Annotated in this window: 5 protein-coding genes; all 5 read left to right on the top strand. The window is 52.0% G+C overall.

What is annotated here, in order from left to right; all coding sequences use genetic code 11:
* Positions 1–3 precede the first annotated feature (3 nt).
* The 5 genes from glmM (at position 4) to ACDJ59_RS29810 (ending at position 21,699) form a co-directional block, all read left to right on the top strand.
* Positions 4–1,344, top strand: a complete 1,341-nt coding sequence (gene glmM, locus ACDJ59_RS29790; protein ID WP_413407110.1) for a phosphoglucosamine mutase — start codon at positions 4–6, stop codon at positions 1,342–1,344.
* Between the two features lie 748 nt (positions 1,345–2,092).
* Complete coding sequence (gene glmS / locus ACDJ59_RS29795; protein ID WP_036668148.1) at positions 2,093–3,925, top strand: glutamine--fructose-6-phosphate transaminase (isomerizing); 1,833 nt, start codon at positions 2,093–2,095, stop codon at positions 3,923–3,925.
* Between the two features lie 804 nt (positions 3,926–4,729).
* Positions 4,730–6,013, top strand: coding sequence for a diaminobutyrate--2-oxoglutarate transaminase (ectB, locus tag ACDJ59_RS29800; RefSeq protein ID WP_413407111.1), 1,284 nt, complete (start codon positions 4,730–4,732; stop codon positions 6,011–6,013).
* A gap of 423 nt (positions 6,014–6,436) precedes the next feature.
* Complete coding sequence (locus tag ACDJ59_RS29805) at positions 6,437–6,559, top strand: hypothetical protein (RefSeq protein WP_413407112.1); 123 nt, start codon at positions 6,437–6,439, stop codon at positions 6,557–6,559.
* A gap of 161 nt (positions 6,560–6,720) precedes the next feature.
* On the top strand, positions 6,721–21,699 hold the full coding sequence (locus ACDJ59_RS29810) for an amino acid adenylation domain-containing protein (protein ID WP_413409943.1): 14,979 nt from the start codon (positions 6,721–6,723) through the stop codon (positions 21,697–21,699).
* Positions 21,700–21,824: the final 125 nt, after the last annotated feature.

Raw genomic sequence — 21,824 nt, forward strand, 5'->3', positions numbered from 1 at the left:
ATCATGGGGAAATATTTTGGTACAGACGGTGTAAGAGGGGTTGCCAATAAAGAGTTAACGGCAGAGCTGGCTTACAGCATTGGACGTTGTGGTGGTTACGTGCTTGCAGGCGGTGTGGAAAGACCAAAAGTGGTTATCGGCATGGATACTCGTATCTCGGGATTGATGTTGGAATCCGCACTGGTTGCAGGTCTGTTGTCCATTGGCGCTGATGTGATTCGTCTGGGCGTTGTATCCACTCCGGGAGTGGCGTACATTGCACGTTTGTTGAAAGCTGACGCGGGCGTGATGATCTCGGCTTCCCACAATCCGGTTGAGGATAACGGAATCAAGTTCTTTGGTGGAGATGGCTTCAAGCTGTCTGATGAAACAGAGAACCGGATTGAAGAGCTGATGGATGCGGAGACAGATCAATTGCCAAGGCCAGTTGGTGGCGGGCTGGGTACTGTAACGACAGATGAAGAATCCCGTTATCGTTACCTTGATTTCTTGAAAACGACTGTAAATGAATCGTTCTCTGGACTTAAAATTGTTTTGGACTGTGCAAACGGAGCAGCTTATGAGCTGGCACCAAAATTGTTCAGTGAACTTGGTGCAGAAGTCATTGCCATTGGCGCTGAGCCTAACGGCCTGAATATTAATGAGCAATGTGGATCAACTCATCCAGAGAACCTGAAACAAGAAGTGCTCAAACATAAAGCAGATCTGGGTCTTGCTTTTGACGGGGATGCGGATCGTCTGATTGCTATTGATGAGACAGGCGCTGAGGTGGATGGAGACTTCATTCTGTGTATCTGCGGTGATGCGATGAATCGTGCAGGCAAGTTGAAGGACAGTACCGTTGTATCAACTGTTATGAGTAACATCGGATTCTACAAAGCAACAGAGAAACTTGCACTGAAAACAGCTAAAACGGCAGTAGGTGACCGTTATGTGATGGAGGAAATGCGTCGCGGCGGTTACAACTTGGGTGGAGAGCAATCTGGCCATGTTATTTTCTTGGATTACAATACAACTGGAGACGGTATGCTGACTGCGATTCAACTCGTGGATACGCTCAAGGCTTCAGGTAAAAAACTGAGTGAACTAAAAGCATTAATGACCCAGTACCCACAAGTATTGGTGAATGTGCGTGTTGAAGATAAGAGCAAATACGAGGGCAATGCTGCAATCGAGCAAGCTATTGCTACAGTAGAACAACAACTCGGGGATAATGGACGTGTACTCGTTCGTGCTTCAGGTACTGAATCTCTGATCCGTGTTATGGCGGAAGGACCAGATAAAGCTGAACTTGAACAATTTGTGTCTCAAATCGCAGATGTAGTGCAAAAAGAACTGGTATAGGACTGGAAGATGTAAGAGAAACCTTCTGCATACTGCTTTCTTAAGGGAATTGTTGTGTAGAACGAGGCTTAATATAACATGATTTAGGACTTATGCATGGATATTCCTGCGTCCCGGCCTGATGAGACCATAGGTCCGTTTATCCGGTCGGGATTGTAGGTAAATATGCTAAAATTGTCACAGGTACTTTGCTCCATTGCAAAATGGACCTGACGTGCATATAATGAGTGGAGTCGTCATTCAGACACAGAAAGTGAGGAACGTAAGGTTACAGTTACACAAGCGCCAGAGCTTGGAGTTGCGCGGGATGATGTTGATCAGGATTTCTTCTAGGTTGAAGAACGGCTGATTAAGATCAACGGCAATCAAGCTGACGAGGTGGAGGTGTTCGGATTGTTCGGCGGGGACCTCCCGGTGAAGCACCAGAGCCGTAAACCGGATTGCGGAAAATGGATAGGTGACTGTCCACACAACGCGCCGGTGCAGGTGCAAGAGTTAAACTAAAATTCAAATGAATGTGCGTGAAGACGTAAACAGTACGCGGACGGGAAAATGATGTACATTCATGATTGCATTCATTACAGCTTATGATGACAGCGGGGCGACACGAGGTCGCTCTGATCATTGATAATTGAATAAGTACCAAGTATTCATGAAACGCTAGGCAATCACTCATTTTTCCGATGTGCCGCCTCTGCCTGTTTCTCTTCGTGACACAGTATTCATATACAAACGGAGGAAATAAATTATGTGCGGTATTGTTGGATATATTGGTAATAAGAACACTCAATCGGTATTGGTCGAAGGATTGAAGAAACTCGAGTATCGTGGTTATGATTCTGCAGGTATCGCAGTATTCACACCGGAAGGTCTGCAAATCACGAAAGCTCTTGGTCGTCTTGCGAACCTTGAAGCCAAGCTGGATGGTGCACCACTGGTAGGTAATGCCGGAATCGGACACACACGTTGGGCAACTCATGGTAAACCATCGGATGAGAACTCTCATCCACACACAGATGGAAGCCAGAAGTTCTCTGTAGTGCATAACGGTATTATTGAGAACTACTTGGATCTGAAGGACGAATTGATGGCTCAAGGTCACACGTTCACTTCCGAGACAGATACTGAGGTTATCTCTCACCTGATCGCACGTGAATACAATGGTGATATCGTCAAAACAGTACAAAAAGTGATCACGTTGTTACGTGGCGCATTTGCACTGGGTGTATTGACAGAGCATGAGCCAGAGAAACTCGTAGCAGTGCGTCAAGCAAGCCCATTGATTATTGGTATTGGTGAAGGCGAGAACTTCATTGGTTCCGACATCCCGGCAATTCTGGAGCATACACGTAATGTGTACATTCTGAATGATGGTGAAATGGCGGTATTGACACATGATGCTGTCGAACTGATGACGATTGAAGGCAACTTTATTTCTCGGGAAATGATTCGTGTCGATTGGGATGCTGTAACCGCAGAAAAAGGCGGATTCGAGCACTTCATGCTGAAAGAAATTCATGAGCAACCAAAAGCATATCGTGATACTATGCTGGGTCGCATCGATAATGAAGGCAAAAAAGTTCAACTTCCTGAGTTGAAAATGACTGAAGAACAAATTAAAAATATTCGTAACGTTCAAATCATTGCATGTGGTACAGCGTACCATGCAGGTCTGGTTGGACGTACAGTGATTGAGCAATTGGTACGTATTCCGGTTGAAACAGATGTGGCTTCCGAGTACCGTTACCGTTCCCCAATCGTGCACAAAGATACACTTGTAATCGTAGTGAGCCAATCCGGTGAAACTGCCGATACGCTTGCTGCATTGCGTGAAGCACAATCCAATGGTGCACATGTACTGGCAATCACAAACGTAGTGGGCAGCTCCATTGCACGTGATGCAGATGATGTTATCGCAACATTGGCAGGTCCTGAAATTGCAGTAGCTTCTACCAAAGCGTATACTTCGCAGTTGATTGCGTTCAACTTGCTGGGTCTGTACCTTGCACAAGTTCGTGGTACTCAATCTGCAGAAGAGATTGAACACACGCTGGCAGCGATGCAAGCATTGCCTGAGCAAGTGGAATCCATGTTGGAGCAAGCGGAAGCAATCAAAGGATATGCAGAGCAAATCTCCAAACATGAACATCTCTTCTTTATTGGCCGTGGTCTTGACTATGCAGTAGCTCAAGAAGGATCTTTGAAGCTGAAAGAGATCTCCTATATTCACTCCGAGGCGTATGCTGCTGGTGAGTTGAAACATGGTACGCTTGCATTGATCGAAGACGGTATCCCTGTTATTGCCCTGGCAACGCAGGAGAACGTACTTGAGAAAACAGTGAGCAACATTAAGGAAGTAAAAGCACGTGGCGCAGATGTATTGGCAATTACGTATGAAGAGCACGTAGCACCATTGCTGAAATCCGTAGACCAAGCGTTTGCGATTCCTAAGACGCTGCCACTGCTTAGCCCTGCTTTGTCTGTAGTTGCGCTGCAATTGCTGGCATACTATGCTTCCCTGGCACTGGGTCATGATGTAGATAAACCACGTAACCTGGCGAAAAGTGTAACTGTTGAGTAAGGTATTCTGTACAAATTAGTTTATTGTCCAATGATAAATAAGTGTAGAACCATTAACAAAAGTATGGAACTACACGAACTATTGTCCGATGATATGGACAACGGGTTGATCAAAAGATTCAGTTCAGTAAACTAATAAAGTATAAACAAAATAATGTTCCTGATGACTCTAAGTCATCAGGACTTTTTTGATGTTTCAGGAGGGTGGTTCTGAATATTAGAACCACCTTATTTGTGTTTGTGCATTGTAGATTGCGGTCAGTCATTGAACGAAAATCAACAGAAATTGGTCAGGTAATCATGTTCAAAATTACAAAGTACAAGGAATCGGAACACCGGCAAAGAATATTTAAAGGGAATATATACCAAATTTACCTGTTAAGTGACTGAATGTCAACACTCGTCGAATTCCTCGATTGATGTCAAGTCATTCCCAACGTTTCTTCTCCATTCACTTTTTTTAACGAAGAATGTTAACACAATATGTTTTATAAACCAAATTTAACAATATAATGACTATATTTAACAAAAATTTCACTATACATTCTTGTAAATTTTGATATAATTCAACCTAGGTCTTATTCCCTATTATTCTAATAAATGGAATTGTAGGGTTTTTTATACCCATCCAAGCTGTGTGCGAGAGACCAGTATACTGGCTAACCAACAAGCCGGCATGTGGGGACCAACAATTGTGGAAAATGACAGCCTAGAATATGTTGCTCCATGACGTCAGAAGGTTCAGAAAGGAAGGTTCAGAAAGATGGAGCCAACCTTATCCCAATTCCGATGGAGGATGAAGTGAGTGAGCATTTTTGAAAAGCTGGAATCCAACGTAAGATCTTACTGCAGAAGCTTTCCGGTGGTATTCGACCGGGCCAAGGGAGACCTTTTATATTCTGAGGACGGAAGAGCATATATTGATTTCTTTGCAGGTGCCGGGGCACTCAATTACGGCCATAACAACGATTATATTAAAGACCGGGTTCTCGATTACTTGACCTCCGACCGGATTATGCACGGTCTGGATATGTATACAATGGCCAAGCGTGAATTCATCCAGAGCTTCTCCGAGCGGATCCTGGAGCCGAAGAAGCTGAATTACAAGCTTCAATTCTGCGGTCCAACAGGGACAAATGCGGTGGAAGCGGCCCTGAAGCTCGCACGCAAGGCGAAGAAGAGAAGTGGAATATTCGCATTCATGGGTGGCTTCCACGGCATGTCGCTCGGCAGTCTGTCGGCGACAAGCTCCAAGTCCATGAGAGAAGGGGCGGGGCTTCCTCTGGACGGAGTTACGTTCATGCCGCACCCGAGCGGGGCTTTCGCAGAAATGGATACGCTCGGCTATATCGAGAATATCCTGACTGATTCGCACTCCGGAATCGACAAGCCAGCCGCGATCCTGCTTGAAACGGTACAAGCCGAAGGCGGAATTCACGTTGTCGACGCGCAGTGGCTACGTGAGCTGCAGCAGCTTTGCCGCAGGCACGATATTCTGCTCATTACAGACGAGATTCAAGTAGGATGCGGCCGGACAGGCGAATTCTTCTCCTTCGAACGTGCGGGGATCGAGCCGGATCTCATTACCCTGTCAAAGTCGATCAGCGGGTACGGCCTGCCGATGTCCCTCCTGCTGCTGAAGCCCGAACTGGATATCTGGACGCCGGGCGAGCACAACGGCACCTTCCGCGGCAACCAGCTGGCTTTTGTGGCCGCGAAGGCTGCTCTCGAGTTCCGGGACAGAACCGAACTGGAAGCTCAGGTGAAGCAGAAGGAAGAATATGTGCGCTCGTTCCTTGATCAAGAAATCAAGCCTCTGCATCCGTCCATCGCCATCCGCGGAATCGGCCTGATCTGGGGCATTGACGTCTCGGGGTTCATGGATGAAGCCGGGGCGAAGCGGGTGACGGATATCAGCTTCGAGAACGGGCTCATCATTGAAAGAGCCGGCAGAGGAGATTGTGTGCTGAAGATCATGCCTCCGCTGACCGTCTCGATGGAGCATCTGACCGCCGGCTGCGCCATTATCAAGTCCAGTATGCAGCAGGTGATCTCTCAGGAGACCAAGGATTTGTTAGTAACGACCTAAGCTTGGCCAAGCCGATGGCCGCCCCCGGCTAGAGGCATGAAAGTGCCTTCCGGAGGGCGTGCGGACTTGATGTTAAGGTAGCGCTTTCACCTCATGCTACCTGCGGTAACGTCAATCAGCATGGAATTTCCCGTCAATCCAAGGGCAGTCCCGTTCATGCCATACGGAGTATTCCTTGAGTCTCATGCAGTACCCTCGTTAAATTTAATCGTCAGGAAAAGCTCACTACCCCGCAGCCGAATCTTTACTTATCCACACCAGGGCTGTGGGGGAATACGCAAATCGTACATAGAGTGTATCAATACCCCTTAAACATAGGCTTCGTCAAAGGCAGCTCGGGTGCCAAATCAGGAGGTACGGTCGACTTCCTGCTGGTCGGCCGGAACCCTGCGGCAAGCCTTACATCGACAGGAGGAACATTCCTTGTCGTCTATCCCCAAATCCAATTCCGAACCCCATGTTAAACCAAATCCCGTCTTCGGGTGGCTCGTCCGCAGCAATCATATTGAAGCAGAGGAGTCCGCAGCAGCCGCATCTCTTGCGTAGAACGATGTTTGTTGTTGTCCTTTACGCATGGGAGCCGAGCGGGACAGCTGAGGCAGAGGATTGCCGCAAGCGATCAACCGGGCAATCCAAGCGGTGACATGGCGTAAGCCATTGATATTGTTGTCAGATGTTTGAAAAGGAGGGGAGCGTTGCTTCGGCATATGCTCTGCCGGATTGCTTTTACCGATGAAGAGAGGGGAACGATCCAGATGGCTTTTGAAAAAGAAACGTTGTTTTGGAACGAAAAATTCGGTAGTGACGATTATACCTTGACGCGGTTGCCTTACAGCAAAGCTCCAAACTCCCTGGTGCCCAATGTGAAGACCGTTGGTGGTTCGCTTTCGGAGGAAGCGGCGCAGCGCGTCCTTCAAATGAGCAAGGGTGCTCCGCTGGCTGCTTTTATGATTTTGCTCGCCGGTGTTCAGGCACTCTTGCATAAATATACAGGAGCTTCAGATATTCTGGTCGGCATGCCGGTTGTGCCGAAAAAGGGGGAGACGCGTCGATCCGTTAATCATACGGTCATTTTGAAAAACTCGCTTTCGGTGGGGGCAACTTTTAAAACGCTACTGAGCGAGCTGAGGACTTCCTTGCCGGAAGCCATTCAGCATCAACATATTCCGTTCTTGAAAATGACGGAGAAGCTGGATCTGCAATATGCAGAAGGGATACCCTTCGTCCATACGCTAGTATCCCTTAAGGAGCTGCATCTGGACAAAATTGGGCAAAACGTGGTCACAGACTGTTCGTTTGAATTCAGTTTAGCCGGCGGGACGATACAGCTAGCGCTGTCATATAACGAGCACTTATATGACTCCGAGTTCATGAATCGGGTCGTCGGCCATCTGAATCGCCTGCTGTCCGTGGGGCTTCATGGGCTGGAGCTGGACATCGTGCGAGTGGACATGCTGTCGGAGGACGAAAAATTTAAATTACTGCAAAGCTTTAACGATACCGAGAAGAACTATCCTCGTGATCGGACGATTCATCAGCTTGTGGAGGAGCAAGCGAAGCGTGTGCCCGAGGCGACTGCGGTTGTCTTTGAGGGGCAGCGGCTTTCATACGCAGAGTTGAACGAACGGGCAAACCAGCTGGCGCGTACGCTACGATCGGTTGGTGTGCTGCCCAATCAGTTAGTAGGCTTGATGGTCAGGAGATCACTGGAGACGGTCATTGGCATTCTGGCGGTTCTGAAAGCTGGCGGTGCCTACGTGCCGATCGACCCGGAGTACCCGGAAGAACGTATTCGCTACATTCTGGAGAACTCGAACGCGCAGCTGCTGCTGACTCAAAGAGAGCTGTTACAGCAAGTCCCGTTCGAAGGGACGGTATTGGCGCTAGATGATAAACAAGCCTATAGCGCCGATGGCTCGAACCTGGAGGCGGCCAGTGGTCCACACGATCTTGCTTATGTCATTTATACGTCAGGTACAACGGGCAAACCCAAAGGGGTCATGCTGGAGCACCGTGGTTTGGTCAGCTTGAAGCTGATGTTCGCAGACAGGCTGGGCATCACGGAGCATGACCGGATCGTTCAATTTGCGAGCTTGTCCTTCGACGCATCCTGCTGGGAAGTGTTCAAAGCACTCTATTTTGGCGCGGCTTTGTACATCCCGACGGCCGAAACAATTCTCGACACTCGTCTGTTCGAGAGTTATATGAACGAGCATGCGATTACGGCGGCGATTTTGCCTCCGACGTACAGCGCTCATTTGGACCCGGACCGTCTTCCCAACTTAACAAAGCTTGTAACGGGAGGTTCGGCGGTATCGGCCGAATTCGTGCAGCAGTGGAAAGCGAAGGTTCACTATTTCAATGCTTACGGTCCTACCGAAGCTTCGATTGTTACGACGCTCTGGGATGCGGATGAGCAGCAGCCGGAGCGCAGAGTCATTCCGATCGGGCGCCCGCTGGCTAATCATCAAATTTTTATTTTGGATGCCCACCTGCAACTTGTGCCTCCCGGAGTTGACGGAGAGCTGTGCGTGGCAGGCGTGGGGCTTGCGAGAGGTTACCTGAACCAACCGGAGTTGACGGCAGAGAAGTTTGTGGAACATCCGTTTGCGCCGGGAGAACGCCTTTACCGGACAGGAGATCTCGCCCGCTGGCTGCCGGACGGTAATATGGAGTACTTGGGTCGGATCGACCATCAAGTGAAAATCCGTGGATTCCGAATCGAGGTCGGTGAGATTGAAGAGCAACTTCTGAAGATCGACTCCGTGCAGGAGACGATTGTAATCGCGCGGGAAGGCAAAAGCGGGCAAGAACTGTGCGCTTACTTGGTCGCGAGCCTTCCTCTTACGCTCGGCGAGCTGAGAAGCGCGCTGGCGCAAAAATTGCCGAATTACATGATTCCTGCGCATTTTGTTCAGCTTCCGCGGATGCCGCTCACGCCGAACGACAAAATCGACCGCAAGGCTTTGCCTGCCCCTGAAGGAAACGCACTGACCGGCGGCGCGTACGTAGCTCCCCGCAATGAAGCTGAGCGAACGCTCGCTGATGTGTGGCAGGCGGTATTGAACGCCGATCGTGTTGGGGTAACGGATCATTTCTTTGAGCTAGGCGGAGACTCGATCAAGTCCATCCAAGTATCTTCGCGGCTTCATCAAGCCGGGTACAAGCTGGAAATCCGGGATTTGTTCAAATATCCGACGATTTCACAGCTCAGCCTGCATGTGAAACCGATCAGACGTACCATCGATCAAGGCGAAATAACGGGTGAAACAGCGTTGACGCCGATTCATCATTGGTTTTTCGAGAGTTCCTTTGCGGATCCACATCATTTCAACCAGTCGGTGATGCTGTACCGGAAGGAACGGTTCAACGAAGAGACAGTGTATAAGGTGCTGCAAAAGCTGGCCGAGCATCATGACGCCTTGCGCATGGTGTTCTGCAAGACGGAACAAGGGTTTAGTGCATTAACCCGAGCGATTCAGGATGGTGGACTGTTCACGCTTGACGTGTTCGACTTTAAGGATGCGGAGAATCCCGCGCAGGCTGTGGAAGGGAAGGCAACGGACATTCAAGCAGGCATCGATCTGGTGAACGGGCCCCTTATGAAGGCGGCACTGTTCCAGTGCGAGGACGGAGATCATTTGCTGCTCGCGGTTCATCATGCCGTGGTAGACGGCGTGTCTTGGCGCATTTTGATGGAGGATTTCGCTCTAGGTTACGAGCAGATTGGCAAAAGCGAGGGAATTCGTTTCCCGGCGAAAACAGATGCGTACCGCACTTGGTCCGAGCAGCTGGCTGCTTACGCGCAAAGTCCGGAGATGGCAAAGGAACGGGCCTATTGGCAGGCCGTGGAACAAATGGAGGTTCTGGCCGTGCCGAAGGATATGGAGGCGGACGTTACGACGCAGCATGACAGCGAATCGCTGTTTGTCCGTTTGACTCCCGAAGAAACGGAGCTGCTACTGAAGCGGGTTCACCGTGCCTACAACACCGAAATGAATGATATTTTGGTAACGGCGCTCGGAAAAGCCTTACGCAAATGGACGGGGCATGAACGGGTGCGGATCAATCTCGAAGGACACGGACGTGAATCGATCGGAACGGATATCGACATCACGCGTACAGTTGGCTGGTTTACGACCAAGTTTCCAGTCGTCCTGGAACCGGAAACCGACCGAGATTTGTCATATCAGATTAAACAGGTCAAGGAAAACTTGCGCCGTATTCCGAACAAGGGGCTAGGGTACGGCATATGCCGCTATCTCTCGAAATCGGAGGATGGATTGGTTTGGGGCGCAGAGCCGGAAATTATTTTTAACTACCTCGGCCAGTTCGACGATGATGTCGACCAGGACGAGATCGGCATATCTTCTTATTCCAGCGGCAGCCCGGCTAGCGACCGGCAGGCCCGCAGCTTTGTGCTGGATATCAACGGTATGGTGCTGGACGGCACTTTATCGCTCGATCTCAGCTACAGCCGGAAGCAGTATCGCAAGGAAACGATGGAAGCCCTCGCTCAGCGGCTTGAGCAAAGTCTTCGAGACCTCATTATCCACTGTGCAGGCAAAGAAAACACTGAATTGACGCCGAGCGACATGCTATTTAAAGGCTTGACCATTGCAGAATTGGAGCAAATCTCCCGGCGCTCGGGCCATCTCGGGGAAATCGAAAATATTTACTCACTTACGCCGATGCAGAAGGGGATGTGGTTCCACAGCGCGCTTGACCGGCAAACGGCAGCTTATTTTGAGCAGACGCGGTTTACGATGCGGGGAGCGCTCGACGTCCAGCTTTTTGAGAGGAGTTGGATGGAACTTGCGAAACGCCATCTGGTGCTGCGGGCGAATTTTGTGAAAGGACCGGCGGGCGAGCCGCTGCAAATCATCTACCGCGACAAACCGGTCGGTTTTGAATATGAAGAGCTGCTTCATTTGCAGATGGACGAGAAACAAGCTTACTTGGATAAAAAGGCCGAGGAGGACAAGCTTCGCGGCTTCGACATGGAACATGACGCGCTCGTTCGGTTCACGATCCTGCGCACCGAAGAGCAAAGTTATCATGTACTGTGGAGTTTCCAACATATTTTGATGGACGGCTGGTGCCTTGCTCAGCTGACGCAGGAGCTGTTTGAGGCATACTCGGTCTTGGCATCCGGCGAGCAGTCAGCGGGAGATAAGGGAGCGGATTATGGTGCCTATATCGAATGGTTGGAGAAACAGGACGATCAGGCGGCATCAGCCTATTGGATGGCATTCCTGGCAGGTTATGAAGGGCAAACTGTACTCCCCGGACAAAAGGAACTGGCGCCCAACGGCAGATTTACGGCTGATCACGTCACCGCCGAGCTGGGCAAGGACTTGAGCGAGCGGATGGACCGGGTGGCGAAAAAGCGCCTGGTTACGGTCAATACACTGCTGCAAGCTATTTGGGGCGTGATGCTACAAAAATATAACGGAACAAACGATGCCGTATTCGGCAGCGTCGTGGCCGGAAGACCTGCGGAAATCCCGGGCATTGAGTCCATGATCGGGCTGTTCATCAATACGGTGCCGGTCCGGGTCACGAGTGAAGCGGACACCGTGTTCGCCGACCTGATGGCGAAGCTTCAAGAGCGGGCACTGGAGTCCGGGCGTTATGATTACTATCCGCTGTATGAAATTCAGGCCCGCAGCGTGCAAAAGCAGAACCTGATCAACCATATCATCGCTTTTGAGAACTATCCGGTGGACGAGCAGATGGAGCAGGCGGGGGACCAGCAGCACGGCGACCTGACGATTGCCGATGTTCAGATGGAGGAGCAGACAAACTATAACTTCAACGTGACTGTAGTGCCGGGAGACGAGATTGAAATTCGGTTCGACTTTAACGCCGAAGTGTTTGATAAAGATAGCATTGAGCAGCTCAAGGGGCATCTCGTTCATTTGCTGGAGCAGGTGACGGATAACCCGGAGATTACCGTGGGCGAGTTGGAACTTGTGACGGAGGCGGAAAAGGCTGACCTTCTCGGACGTTTTAACGACACCACAACAGAATTTCCACGCGGGAAAACGCTCATTCAATTGTTCGAAGAGCAGGCGGAGCGCATTCCGGATGCAGCTGCAATCTCTTTAAATGGGCAAGAGCTGACCTACCGCGAGCTGAACGAACGCGTTAACCGTCTTGCTCGTACCTTACGTAGCCACGGGATATCCAAAGACCGTCTGGTCGCCATTATGGCTGAGCGTTCTATCGAAATGGTGGTGGGTATGCTGGCGGCACACAAAGCCGGTTCGGCTTACGTACCGATTGACCCGGAATATCCAGAGGAGCGTATCCGTTTCTTGATCGAGGATTCGGGTGCACAGGTTATGCTGACGCAAAGCCGATTGCGCGAGCGCCTGGCGGGATCGGACTCCGTGATTTTACTGGATGACGAGTGCTTCTATCACGAAGACGGTACAAATCTAAATCCAGGTAGCGAAGCGGCAGATCTGGCTTGCATCATCTATACGTCAGGCACGACGGGCAAGCCCAAAGGCAACCTTGTTTCGCACCGCAATATCGTGCGGATCGTGCGAAATACGAATTATATCGACATCACTGAGCGGGATCATGTCCTCCAGCTTTCGAGCTATTCGTTCGACGGAGCGATTTTTGATATTTTCGGCGCTTTGACCAACGGGGCACGGCTGGTGCTGGTTCCCCACGAGACTTTGCTGGAGATCGGCCAGCTAGCGGATCTCATCCAGCGCGAGCGAATTTCGGTCATGCTGATTACGACGGCTTTCTTCAATGTCCTTGTGGATGTGAACGTCGACTGCCTGCGGGATGTCCGGGCGATTTTGTTCGGAGGAGAGCGCGTGTCAGTCGGCCATGTGCGTAAAGCGCTCGCCCATATCGGACCAGGTAGGCTCAACCACCTGTACGGCCCATCGGAAAGCACGGTATATACCACGTATCTTCCGGTCGATTTCGTCGATGAGTCGGCGGTTACCGTACCCATCGGACGGCCGATCAGCAATACGACGGTGTATATCGTCGACAGCCAGAATAAACTTCTGCCGATCGGCGTGGCCGGGGAGCTTTGCGTCGGCGGAGAAGGCTTGGTACGGGGCTACAATAACCGGCCGGAGCTGACTGCCGAGAAATTTGTGGACCATCCGTTTGTGCCGGGAGAGCGCATGTACCGGACAGGGGATTTGGCGAAATGGCTACCGGACGGCACGATTGAATACGTGGGGCGTACGGATGACCAAGTGAAAATCCGCGGCTTCCGTATTGAGCTGGGCGAGATCGAAGCTCAGCTTCAGAAAGTGGAGGGAATTCGAAAAACGACGGTATTTGCACGGGAAAACGCCTCCGGCGAGAAGCAGCTTTGCGCCTATTATGAAGCGGACCGTGAACTTCCGGCGGCTGAGCTAAAGAGCGTTCTTTCTCAGGAACTTCCTGCCTATATGATCCCGGCGTACCTGATCCAGTTGGAACGGCTTCCACTGACAACGAACGGCAAGGTTGACCGCCGCTCCCTCCCGGCACCTGAGGAGAGCTTGCAGCCGGGCGAAGGACATACTCCGCCTCGGACTCCGCTCGAAGCCAGCTTGGCTGAAATATGGAAAAGCGTGCTTGGATTGGAGCACATAGGGGTTCATGACAACTTCTTTGACTTGGGCGGCCATTCCTTGCGGGCAACGACATTGGTGAGCAAGGTTCATCAGGAGTTGAACGTCGAGTTGCCTCTGCGCGACGTATTCCGCTACTCAACGATCGAAGAGATGGCTCTCGCCCTCTCCCGGATTGAAGAGCAGTTGTTCTCGTCGATTCCGCTGGCAGATGAAAGAGCGTATTATCCACTTTCCTCAGCTCAGAAGCGGCTGTTTATTCTGAATCAGCTGGAAGGAGCCGATCAGAGCTACAACATGCCGGGTGTGCTGCTGCTCGAAGGATCGATTGATCATAGCCTGCTGGAGAAAGCTTTCCGCGGACTAATCAAACGTCATGAAACGTTGCGAACCGGATTTGAGATTATACAAGGCGAAGTGGTACAGCGTATTTACGAGAGCGTTAATTTTGCCGTCGAGTGCCGTCATGCGATCGAGGAAGAAGCGCCTGCAGTCGTGCAGGCATTTATCCGGCCTTTCGACTTGGCGAAGCCACCGTTGCTGCGTGCCGAGCTCGTAGAGCTGGCAAACGAACGTTATTTACTGATGTTTGACATGCACCATATCATCTCCGACGGGGTTTCGATGGACGTGTTCGTTGAGGAACTCGTTCGTCTGTATGGCGGCGAGTCATTAGAACCTTTGCACATTCAGTACAAGGACTATACGGTATGGCAGCAATCGGACGAGCAAAAAGTGCAATTGAAACGCGAGGAAGCTTACTGGCTGGACCGTTACCGGGGCGAGCTGCCGGTTCTGGAAATGCCGACGGACTATCCGCGTCCTGCTGTACAGAGCTATGAGGGACATACGCTGACGTCCTTCGTGGACGAGGCAACGAACGAAGGCTTGAAACAGCTGGCCGCTCAAAGAGGAACGACGCTATATATGGTGTTGCTTGCCGCATATACCGTGCTTTTGCATAAATACACAGGTCAGGATGATTTGATCGTCGGAACGTCGATTGCAGGCAGAACGCACGGCGACATGCAGCCTTTGATTGGAATGTTCGTCAACACGCTGGCGATCCGCAATTATCCGGCTTCGGAGAAGGCCTTCCTGTCGTATTTGGAAGAAGTGAAAGAAACGACTTTAGGTGCTTACGAGCATCAGAATTATCCGTTCGAAGAACTCGTCGATAAAGTGCAGGTTAGCCGGGATTTGAGCCGCAACCCGCTGTTTGACACGATGTTCTCCCTGCAAAACCTGGAGGAGTCAGAGTTTGAGCTGGAAGGGCTAAAATTGTCCCCGTACCCTAGCGAATATGGTATGGCCAAGTTCGACCTGAGTGTGGATGTTAAGGAAGAAAATGGCGGACTGGAGTGCAACTTTGAATTCGCAACGGCACTTTATAAAGAAAGCACGATCCGGCGGCTGTCGATTCATTTTGGACATTTGCTTGCGGCGATTGTAAGCCATCCGAATGCAAAGATCGCTGAGCTGAACTTGTTGACGGCAGATGAAAAAGAGAAGATTCTCGGCGCGTTTCACCCGATGCAATCGGAAGTGGCTCCTTTGGCCGCGTTCCACCGACTGTTCGAGGAACAGGCGGAACGCACACCGGAAGCGGAAGCCGTCGTGTATGAAAATAACCGCCTAACGTATGTGGAGATGAACGAGCGGGCGAACCGCTTGGCGGCTACGCTGCGCACAAGCGGCATCGGCCGGGAGTCAATCGTTGGCATTCTCGCCGAGCGCTCGGTGGACCTGCTGGTGGCCGTGCTGGCCGTCTGGAAAGCAGGCGGGGCATATGTACCGCTTGACCCGGATTATCCGGCGGACCGCGTGCGGTTTATGCTTGAAGACAGCGGAGCGAAGGTGCTGCTGACACAAACGCTGCTGAGAGAGCGTGCTGAAGCCTGGCTTAGCGAAGAGGAACTGGCACTTGCAAAGGTGCTGTACCTCGACGATGAAGCGTCGTACAGCGAAGACCGGGAGAATGCACCGCTTGGCTCCAGCATGGTTTCCGGTAAAGTCTCCGGCGAGCTGACGGGTGCTGTGAACAGCGATGATCCGAGTCATCTGAAGGTTGCTGGCTTGGACAGCTTCCATGAAGCTCGTCCTGAGGACCTAGCGTACGTGATCTACACGTCGGGGACAACAGGCAAGCCGAAGGGTGTAATGATTGAGCACCGCAGCTTGGTGAACACGGCAGCGGGCTACCGACGGGAATACCGGTTGGATCAGTTCCCAGTCCGGCTACTGCAACTCGCAAGCTTCTCGTTTGACGTGTTCGTGGGCGATATCGCGCGGACGCTGTATAACGGAGGCACCATGGTCATTGTACCGAAAGAAGACCGGATCGATCCGTCTCGTCTGCACTATTGGATAGAGAGGGAGCAAGTGACGATCTTTGAATCAACGCCGGCGCTGATCGTACCGTTCATGGAGCATATGCATGAGCAGGGGTTGGAATTAAGCGGTATGGAGCTGTTGATCACAAGCTCGGACAGCTGCAGCGTGGCAGATTACCGTACCTTGCAGGAACGGTTTGGCCCGTCGTTCCGCATCATTAACGCCTACGGTGTGACGGAAGCGGCAATTGACTCCAGTTTCTATGACGAAGAATTGGCGAAACTGCCGCAGACAGGCCATGTGCCGATTGGCAAAGCGTGGTTGAATGCGAAGTTTTACATCGTGGATGCACATCTAAATCCTGTTCCAGTCGGTGTGCTGGGCGAACTGGTTATCGGCGGAGTCGGCGTGGCACGAGGGTACTTGAACCGTCCAGAACTGACGGAAGAGAAGTTTGTAGACAGTCCTTTCACCGCTGGTGAGCGGCTGTACCGCACAGGAGACTTGGCGCGGTGGATGGAGGACGGCAACGTGGATTTCATCGGTCGGATCGACAACCAGGCGAAAATCCGGGGGTACCGAATCGAGACAGGTGAGATCGAGTCGCAACTGCTGCGGGTGGAAGGTGTGCGCGAAGCGGTGGTGCTGGTTCTAAGTGATGCGAACGGGCAGAAGGCGCTGTGTGCGTATTACACGCCGGATACCGGCGCGGAGCTGTTAGTGCACGATCTGCGTAGTGCGCTGGCACAGGAGCTGCCGGGTTACATGATCCCGTCGTACTTCGTGGAGCTGGAGCGTCTGCCTCTGACACCGAACGGGAAAATAGACCGGAAGGCGCTGCCAGCGCCAGAAGGAGAAGCGGGGAGCGGAACGCAGTACGTCGCACCACGTAATGAGCTGGAAATGAAGCTGGTGGTTATTTGGCAGGAAGTGCTGGGGCTTACGAAGGAGATTGGTGTTCACGACAACTTCTTCGACATCGGTGGGCACTCCCTGCGCGCGACAACGTTGGTCAGCAAGATTCATAAAGAGTTGAACGTGGATCTGCCGCTGCGCGACGTGTTCCGCCATTCCACGATCGAGAGCATGGCGGCCGTCATTTACCGGCTGGATGAGCAGACATTCGTTGCTATTCCGGTGGCGGATGACCGAGAGGTGTACCCGCAATCTTTTGCTCAAAAACGTCTCTTTATCCTGAACCAGCTGGAAGGTGCGGAGCTTAGCTACAACATGCCGGAAGCGATGCTGCTGGAGGGTGCTTTGGACCGGACAAGGTTTGAAGAAACGTTCCGTAAGCTCGTGGCGCGGCATGAAATGTTGCGCACCGGGTTTGAAATGGTGGATGGGGAAGCATCACAGCGGGTTTACCAGGACGTGAATTTTGCGGTGGAGTTCTATCAAGCGGATGAGCAAGAGGTCGAAGCGGTGGTTCACAGTTTCGTCCGTCCCTTTGACTTGGCTAAGCCACCGCTGTTGAGGGTAGGCCTTGTTGAGCTGGCTCCGGAACGCCATATTCTGATGTACGACATGCATCATATTATTTCTGACGGCGTTTCAATGGAAATCTTTGTTGAAGAATTCGTGCGCTTGTATGGTGGAGAGCAATTGGAGCCGCTGCGCATTCAGTACAAAGACTACACCGTTTGGCAGCATTCGCAGGAGCAGCAGGAACGGCTTCAGCATCAGGGGGCGTATTGGCTGGACATGTTCCAGGGCGAGCTTCCAGTGCTGGAAATGCCGACTGACTATCCACGTCCGGCCGTACAGAGTTATGAGGGTCAAACGCTGGAGTTTTTCTTCGACGCTTCAAAAACCGACGGCCTGAAACAGCTGGCTTCGGAAACGGGCACGACGCTGTTTATGGTGCTGCTTGCAGCGTATAACGTGCTTTTTCACAAATATTCAGGTCAGGAAGACGTGATTGTTGGTACGCCGATTGCCGGAAGGAATCATGGAGATGTACAGCCGTTGATCGGGATTTTCCTAAACACGTTGGCGATTCGCAGTTATCCGTCTTCGGAGAAAACATTCCTGTCATATCTGAATGAAGTCAAAGACACAACTCTGCACGCCTTTGAGCATCAAAACTATCCGTTTGAACAATTGGTGGACAAGGTGCAAGTCACCCGTGATTTAAGCCGTAATCCACTCTTCGACACGATGTTTACGATGCAAAATACGGAGAATGAGCAATTTGAGCTGGAAGGGCTTCGCCTGATTCCTTATCCGAGCGTACTGGATACTGCGAAGTTTGATATCAGCTTGGATGTGGGCGAGGAGAACGGCGGGTTGGATTACAGCTTCGAATATGCAACGGCTCTTTATAAAAGGGAGACGATTGAACGGCTGGCAAAACATTACGAGCAGTTGCTCGTGACAATTGTAAACCGTCCAGATGCAAAGATTGCCGAGCTGAACTTGTTGACAGCAGAGGAAAAAGAACAAGTTCTCAGTGCGTTTAATCCAGCGCAGCTAGAACCGGCTCCTGCGACGGCGTTCCACAGGTTGTTCGAGGAACAGTCGGAACGCACACCGGAAGCGGAAGCCGTTGTGTATGAAAATAACCGCCTAACGTATGTGGAGTTGAACGAGCGAGCGAACCGCTTAGCGGTCACGCTGCGTGCAAGTGGCATCGGCCGGGAGACGATCGTTGGCATTCTCGCCGAGCGTTCGGTGGATTTGCTGGTGGCCGTGATGGCCGTCTGGAAAGCGGGAGGGGCGTATGTACCGCTCGACCCGGATTATCCAGCAGACCGGGTGCGGTTTATGCTCGAAGACAGCGGAGCGAAGGTACTGCTGACACAAACGCCACTGCGAGAGCGTGCCGAAGCCTGGCTCGGCGAAGAGGAACTGGCACTGGCGATGGTGCTGTACCTCGACGATGAAGCGTCGTACAGCGAGGAGCGGATGAATGCGCCGCTTGGCTCCAGCATGGTTTCCGGTAAAGTCTCCGGCAAGCTGACGGGTGCTGTAAACGACGGAGATGAGAGCCATTCGAATGTTGGTATGGACAGCTTCCATGAAGCCCGTCCGGAGGATCTGGCGTACGTCATCTACACGTCGGGAACAACGGGTAAACCAAAGGGTGTAATGATAGAACATTGCAGCCTGGTGAACACGGCAGCGGGCTACCGACGGGAATACCGGTTGGATCAGTTCCCGGTACGGCTGTTGCAACTCGCCAGTTTCTCGTTTGACGTGTTCGTGGGTGATATCGCGCGGACGCTGTACAACGGAGGGACCATGGTGATTGTACCGAAGGACGACCGGATTGATCCGTCTCGTCTGCACTACTGGATAGAGCGGGAGCAAGTGACGATCTTTGAATCAACGCCGGCGCTGATCGTGCCGTTTATGGAATACGTGCATGAGCAGGGGCTGGAGTTGAGCGAGATGGAGCTGCTGATCACAAGCTCGGACAGCTGCAGCGTGGCAGATTACCGAACCTTACAGGAACGGTTCGGCCCGTCGTTCCGCATCATTAACGCCTACGGTGTAACGGAAGCAGCAATTGACTCCAGTTTCTATGACGAGCAGTTGGAGAAACTGCCGCAGACAGGCCATGTCCCGATTGGCAAAGCGTGGTTGAATGCGAAATTCTACATCGTGGATGCGCACCTGAACCCAGTGCCGGTCGGGGTGCTGGGCGAGTTGGTTATCGGCGGAGTTGGGGTAGCACGTGGATACTTGAACCGTCCGGAGTTGACGGAAGAGAAGTTTGTAGTTAGTCCGTTTATCGTAGGTGAGCGACTGTATCGCACGGGAGACTTGGCGCGGTGGATGGAAGACGGCAACGTGGACTTCATCGGGCGGATCGATAACCAGGCGAAAATCCGGGGCTATCGGATTGAGACGGGCGAGATCGAGTCGCAGCTGCTACGGGTGGAAGGTGTGCGCGAAGCGGTGGTGCTGGTTCGAAGTGATGCGAACGGGCAGAAGACGCTGTGTGCGTATTACACGCCGGATACTGGTGCGAAGCTGTTAGTGAACGATCTGCGCAGTGCGTTGGCACAGGAGCTGCCAGGTTACATGATCCCGTCGTACTTCGTGGAGCTGGAGCGCCTGCCTCTTACGCCGAACGGAAAGATGGACCGGAAGGCGCTGCCGGCGCCGGAAGGGGAAGCTGGAAGTGGAACGGAGTACGTCGCACCGCGCAATGAGCTGGAAACGAAGCTGGCGGTAATTTGGCAGGAGGTGCTGGGGCTTACGAAGGAGATTGGCGTTTACGATAACTTCTTCGACATCGGCGGGCACTCCCTGCGAGCGACGACATTAGCGGGCAAGGTATTTAAGGAATTAAACGTCAACCTGCCGCTGCGCGACGTATTCCGTCACTCCACGATTGCGGCGATGTCCGATGCGATTGCCCGGATGGAATGGCGGGAGCATGAGGCCATTCCTCAAGCGGAAGAGAGAGAGTACTACCCTCTGTCCTCCGCGCAGAAACGGCTGTTCATTCAGCATACGCTGGATGGAGCGGATCAGCTTTACAACATGCCGGAACTGGTGCAGGTGGAAGGTCAGTTTGATTTAGACCGGTTGGAAGCCTCATTGCGGAAACTGATAACTCGGCATGAATCGCTGCGCACCGGTTTTGAAATGGTGAAGGGCGAAGCGGTCCAGCGGATTTATACGCAGGTCGATTTTGCTATCGAGCATCATCAAGCGGATACAGAGGATGCAGCTCAAATCGAGCAGATCGTCCGCAACTTTGTTCGTCCGTTTGATCTCTGCAAGCCGCCGCTGCTGCGCGCCGGAGTCATCGAACTGGAGCCGAACCGGTATATTCTCCTTTTCGATATGCACCATATTGTGTCGGATGGCGTATCGATGGCGATTGTGATGGATGAGTTCTCGAGTTTCTACGCCGGGGAAGAACTGCCGCCACTACGCATTCAATATAAGGATTATGCCGTTTGGCAGCAGTCGGAGGTTCACCGAGAGCGGTTCGGGCGGCAGGAAGCATACTGGCTGCAAACCTTTGAAGGAGAACTGCCGACGGGGGATCTGCCGATGGACTACGAACGTTCTACAGTTCGCAACTACGAAGGCGCGCATCTGGAGTTCGATGTCGAAGCTTCTCTCTCTGCGCGGCTGCGTGAATTGGCGGCCGAGCTTGAAAGCACGTTGTACATGGTACTGCTTGCGGCATATACCGTGATGCTATCCAAGTACAGCGGACAGGAAGACTTAATTGTGGGCACCCCGGTGGCGGGAAGAACTAACGCCGATTTGGAGCCGGTCATCGGCATGTTTGTTAATACACTGGCGCTCCGCAATCGTCCGTCAGGCGAAAAAACGTTCTTGTCCTACCTTGATGAAGTCAAGGAAACGGCTTTGGGGGCTTTTGAGAATCAGGATTATCCATTCGAAGAGCTCGTGGAGCGTTTGAATGTGAAGCGGGAGCCGGGCCGCTTCCCGCTGTTCGATGCCGTTTTTGACTTGCAAAATATCGAAGAACGAGATGTCGAGCTGGAAGGGGTCAGCCTGAAGAATTACGAGCTTGACCATTTGGAGGAAGCGAAGTTTGATCTGACGCTGTTTATGTATGAAAACGAAAGGGCGCTGAGCGGGGGCTTTTTCTACGCCACCAAGCTGTTCAAAGAAACGATGATCCGCACCTTAACCGAGGATTACCTGCGGGTACTTTCTCAAATTGCGGAAAATCCACAACTTGAGCTAAGTCGGATTGAATGTCATAAACCGGCGGCAGGCGCAAAGAGTGCCGTCGATACGATCGAATTCGCGTTCTAATATTACAAGCGCGCTCCGCCGTCAAGCGAAAGTGGTGCGCATCCCAAGGAAGACGGCGAACAACTTGCACGTCCGTAAATCAAGCCCGTAAACGCGCAGGCCGAAAGCAAGCTTTATCGGACCTG

It is taken from the genome of Paenibacillus amylolyticus (genome assembly GCF_047302515.1).
GTDB classification, from domain to species: domain Bacteria; phylum Bacillota; class Bacilli; order Paenibacillales; family Paenibacillaceae; genus Paenibacillus; species Paenibacillus amylolyticus_G.

Bases quoted from the DNA above. Each gene is read 5' to 3' on its own strand.
- ACDJ59_RS29810 (WP_413409943.1), top strand. From the start codon at position 6,721: ATGCTCTGCCGGATTGCTTTTACCGATGAAGAGAGGGGAACGATCCAG.
- glmS (WP_036668148.1), top strand. From the start codon at position 2,093: ATGTGCGGTATTGTTGGATATATTGGTAATAAGAACACTCAATCGGTA.
- glmM (WP_413407110.1), top strand. From the start codon at position 4: ATGGGGAAATATTTTGGTACAGACGGTGTAAGAGGGGTTGCCAATAAA.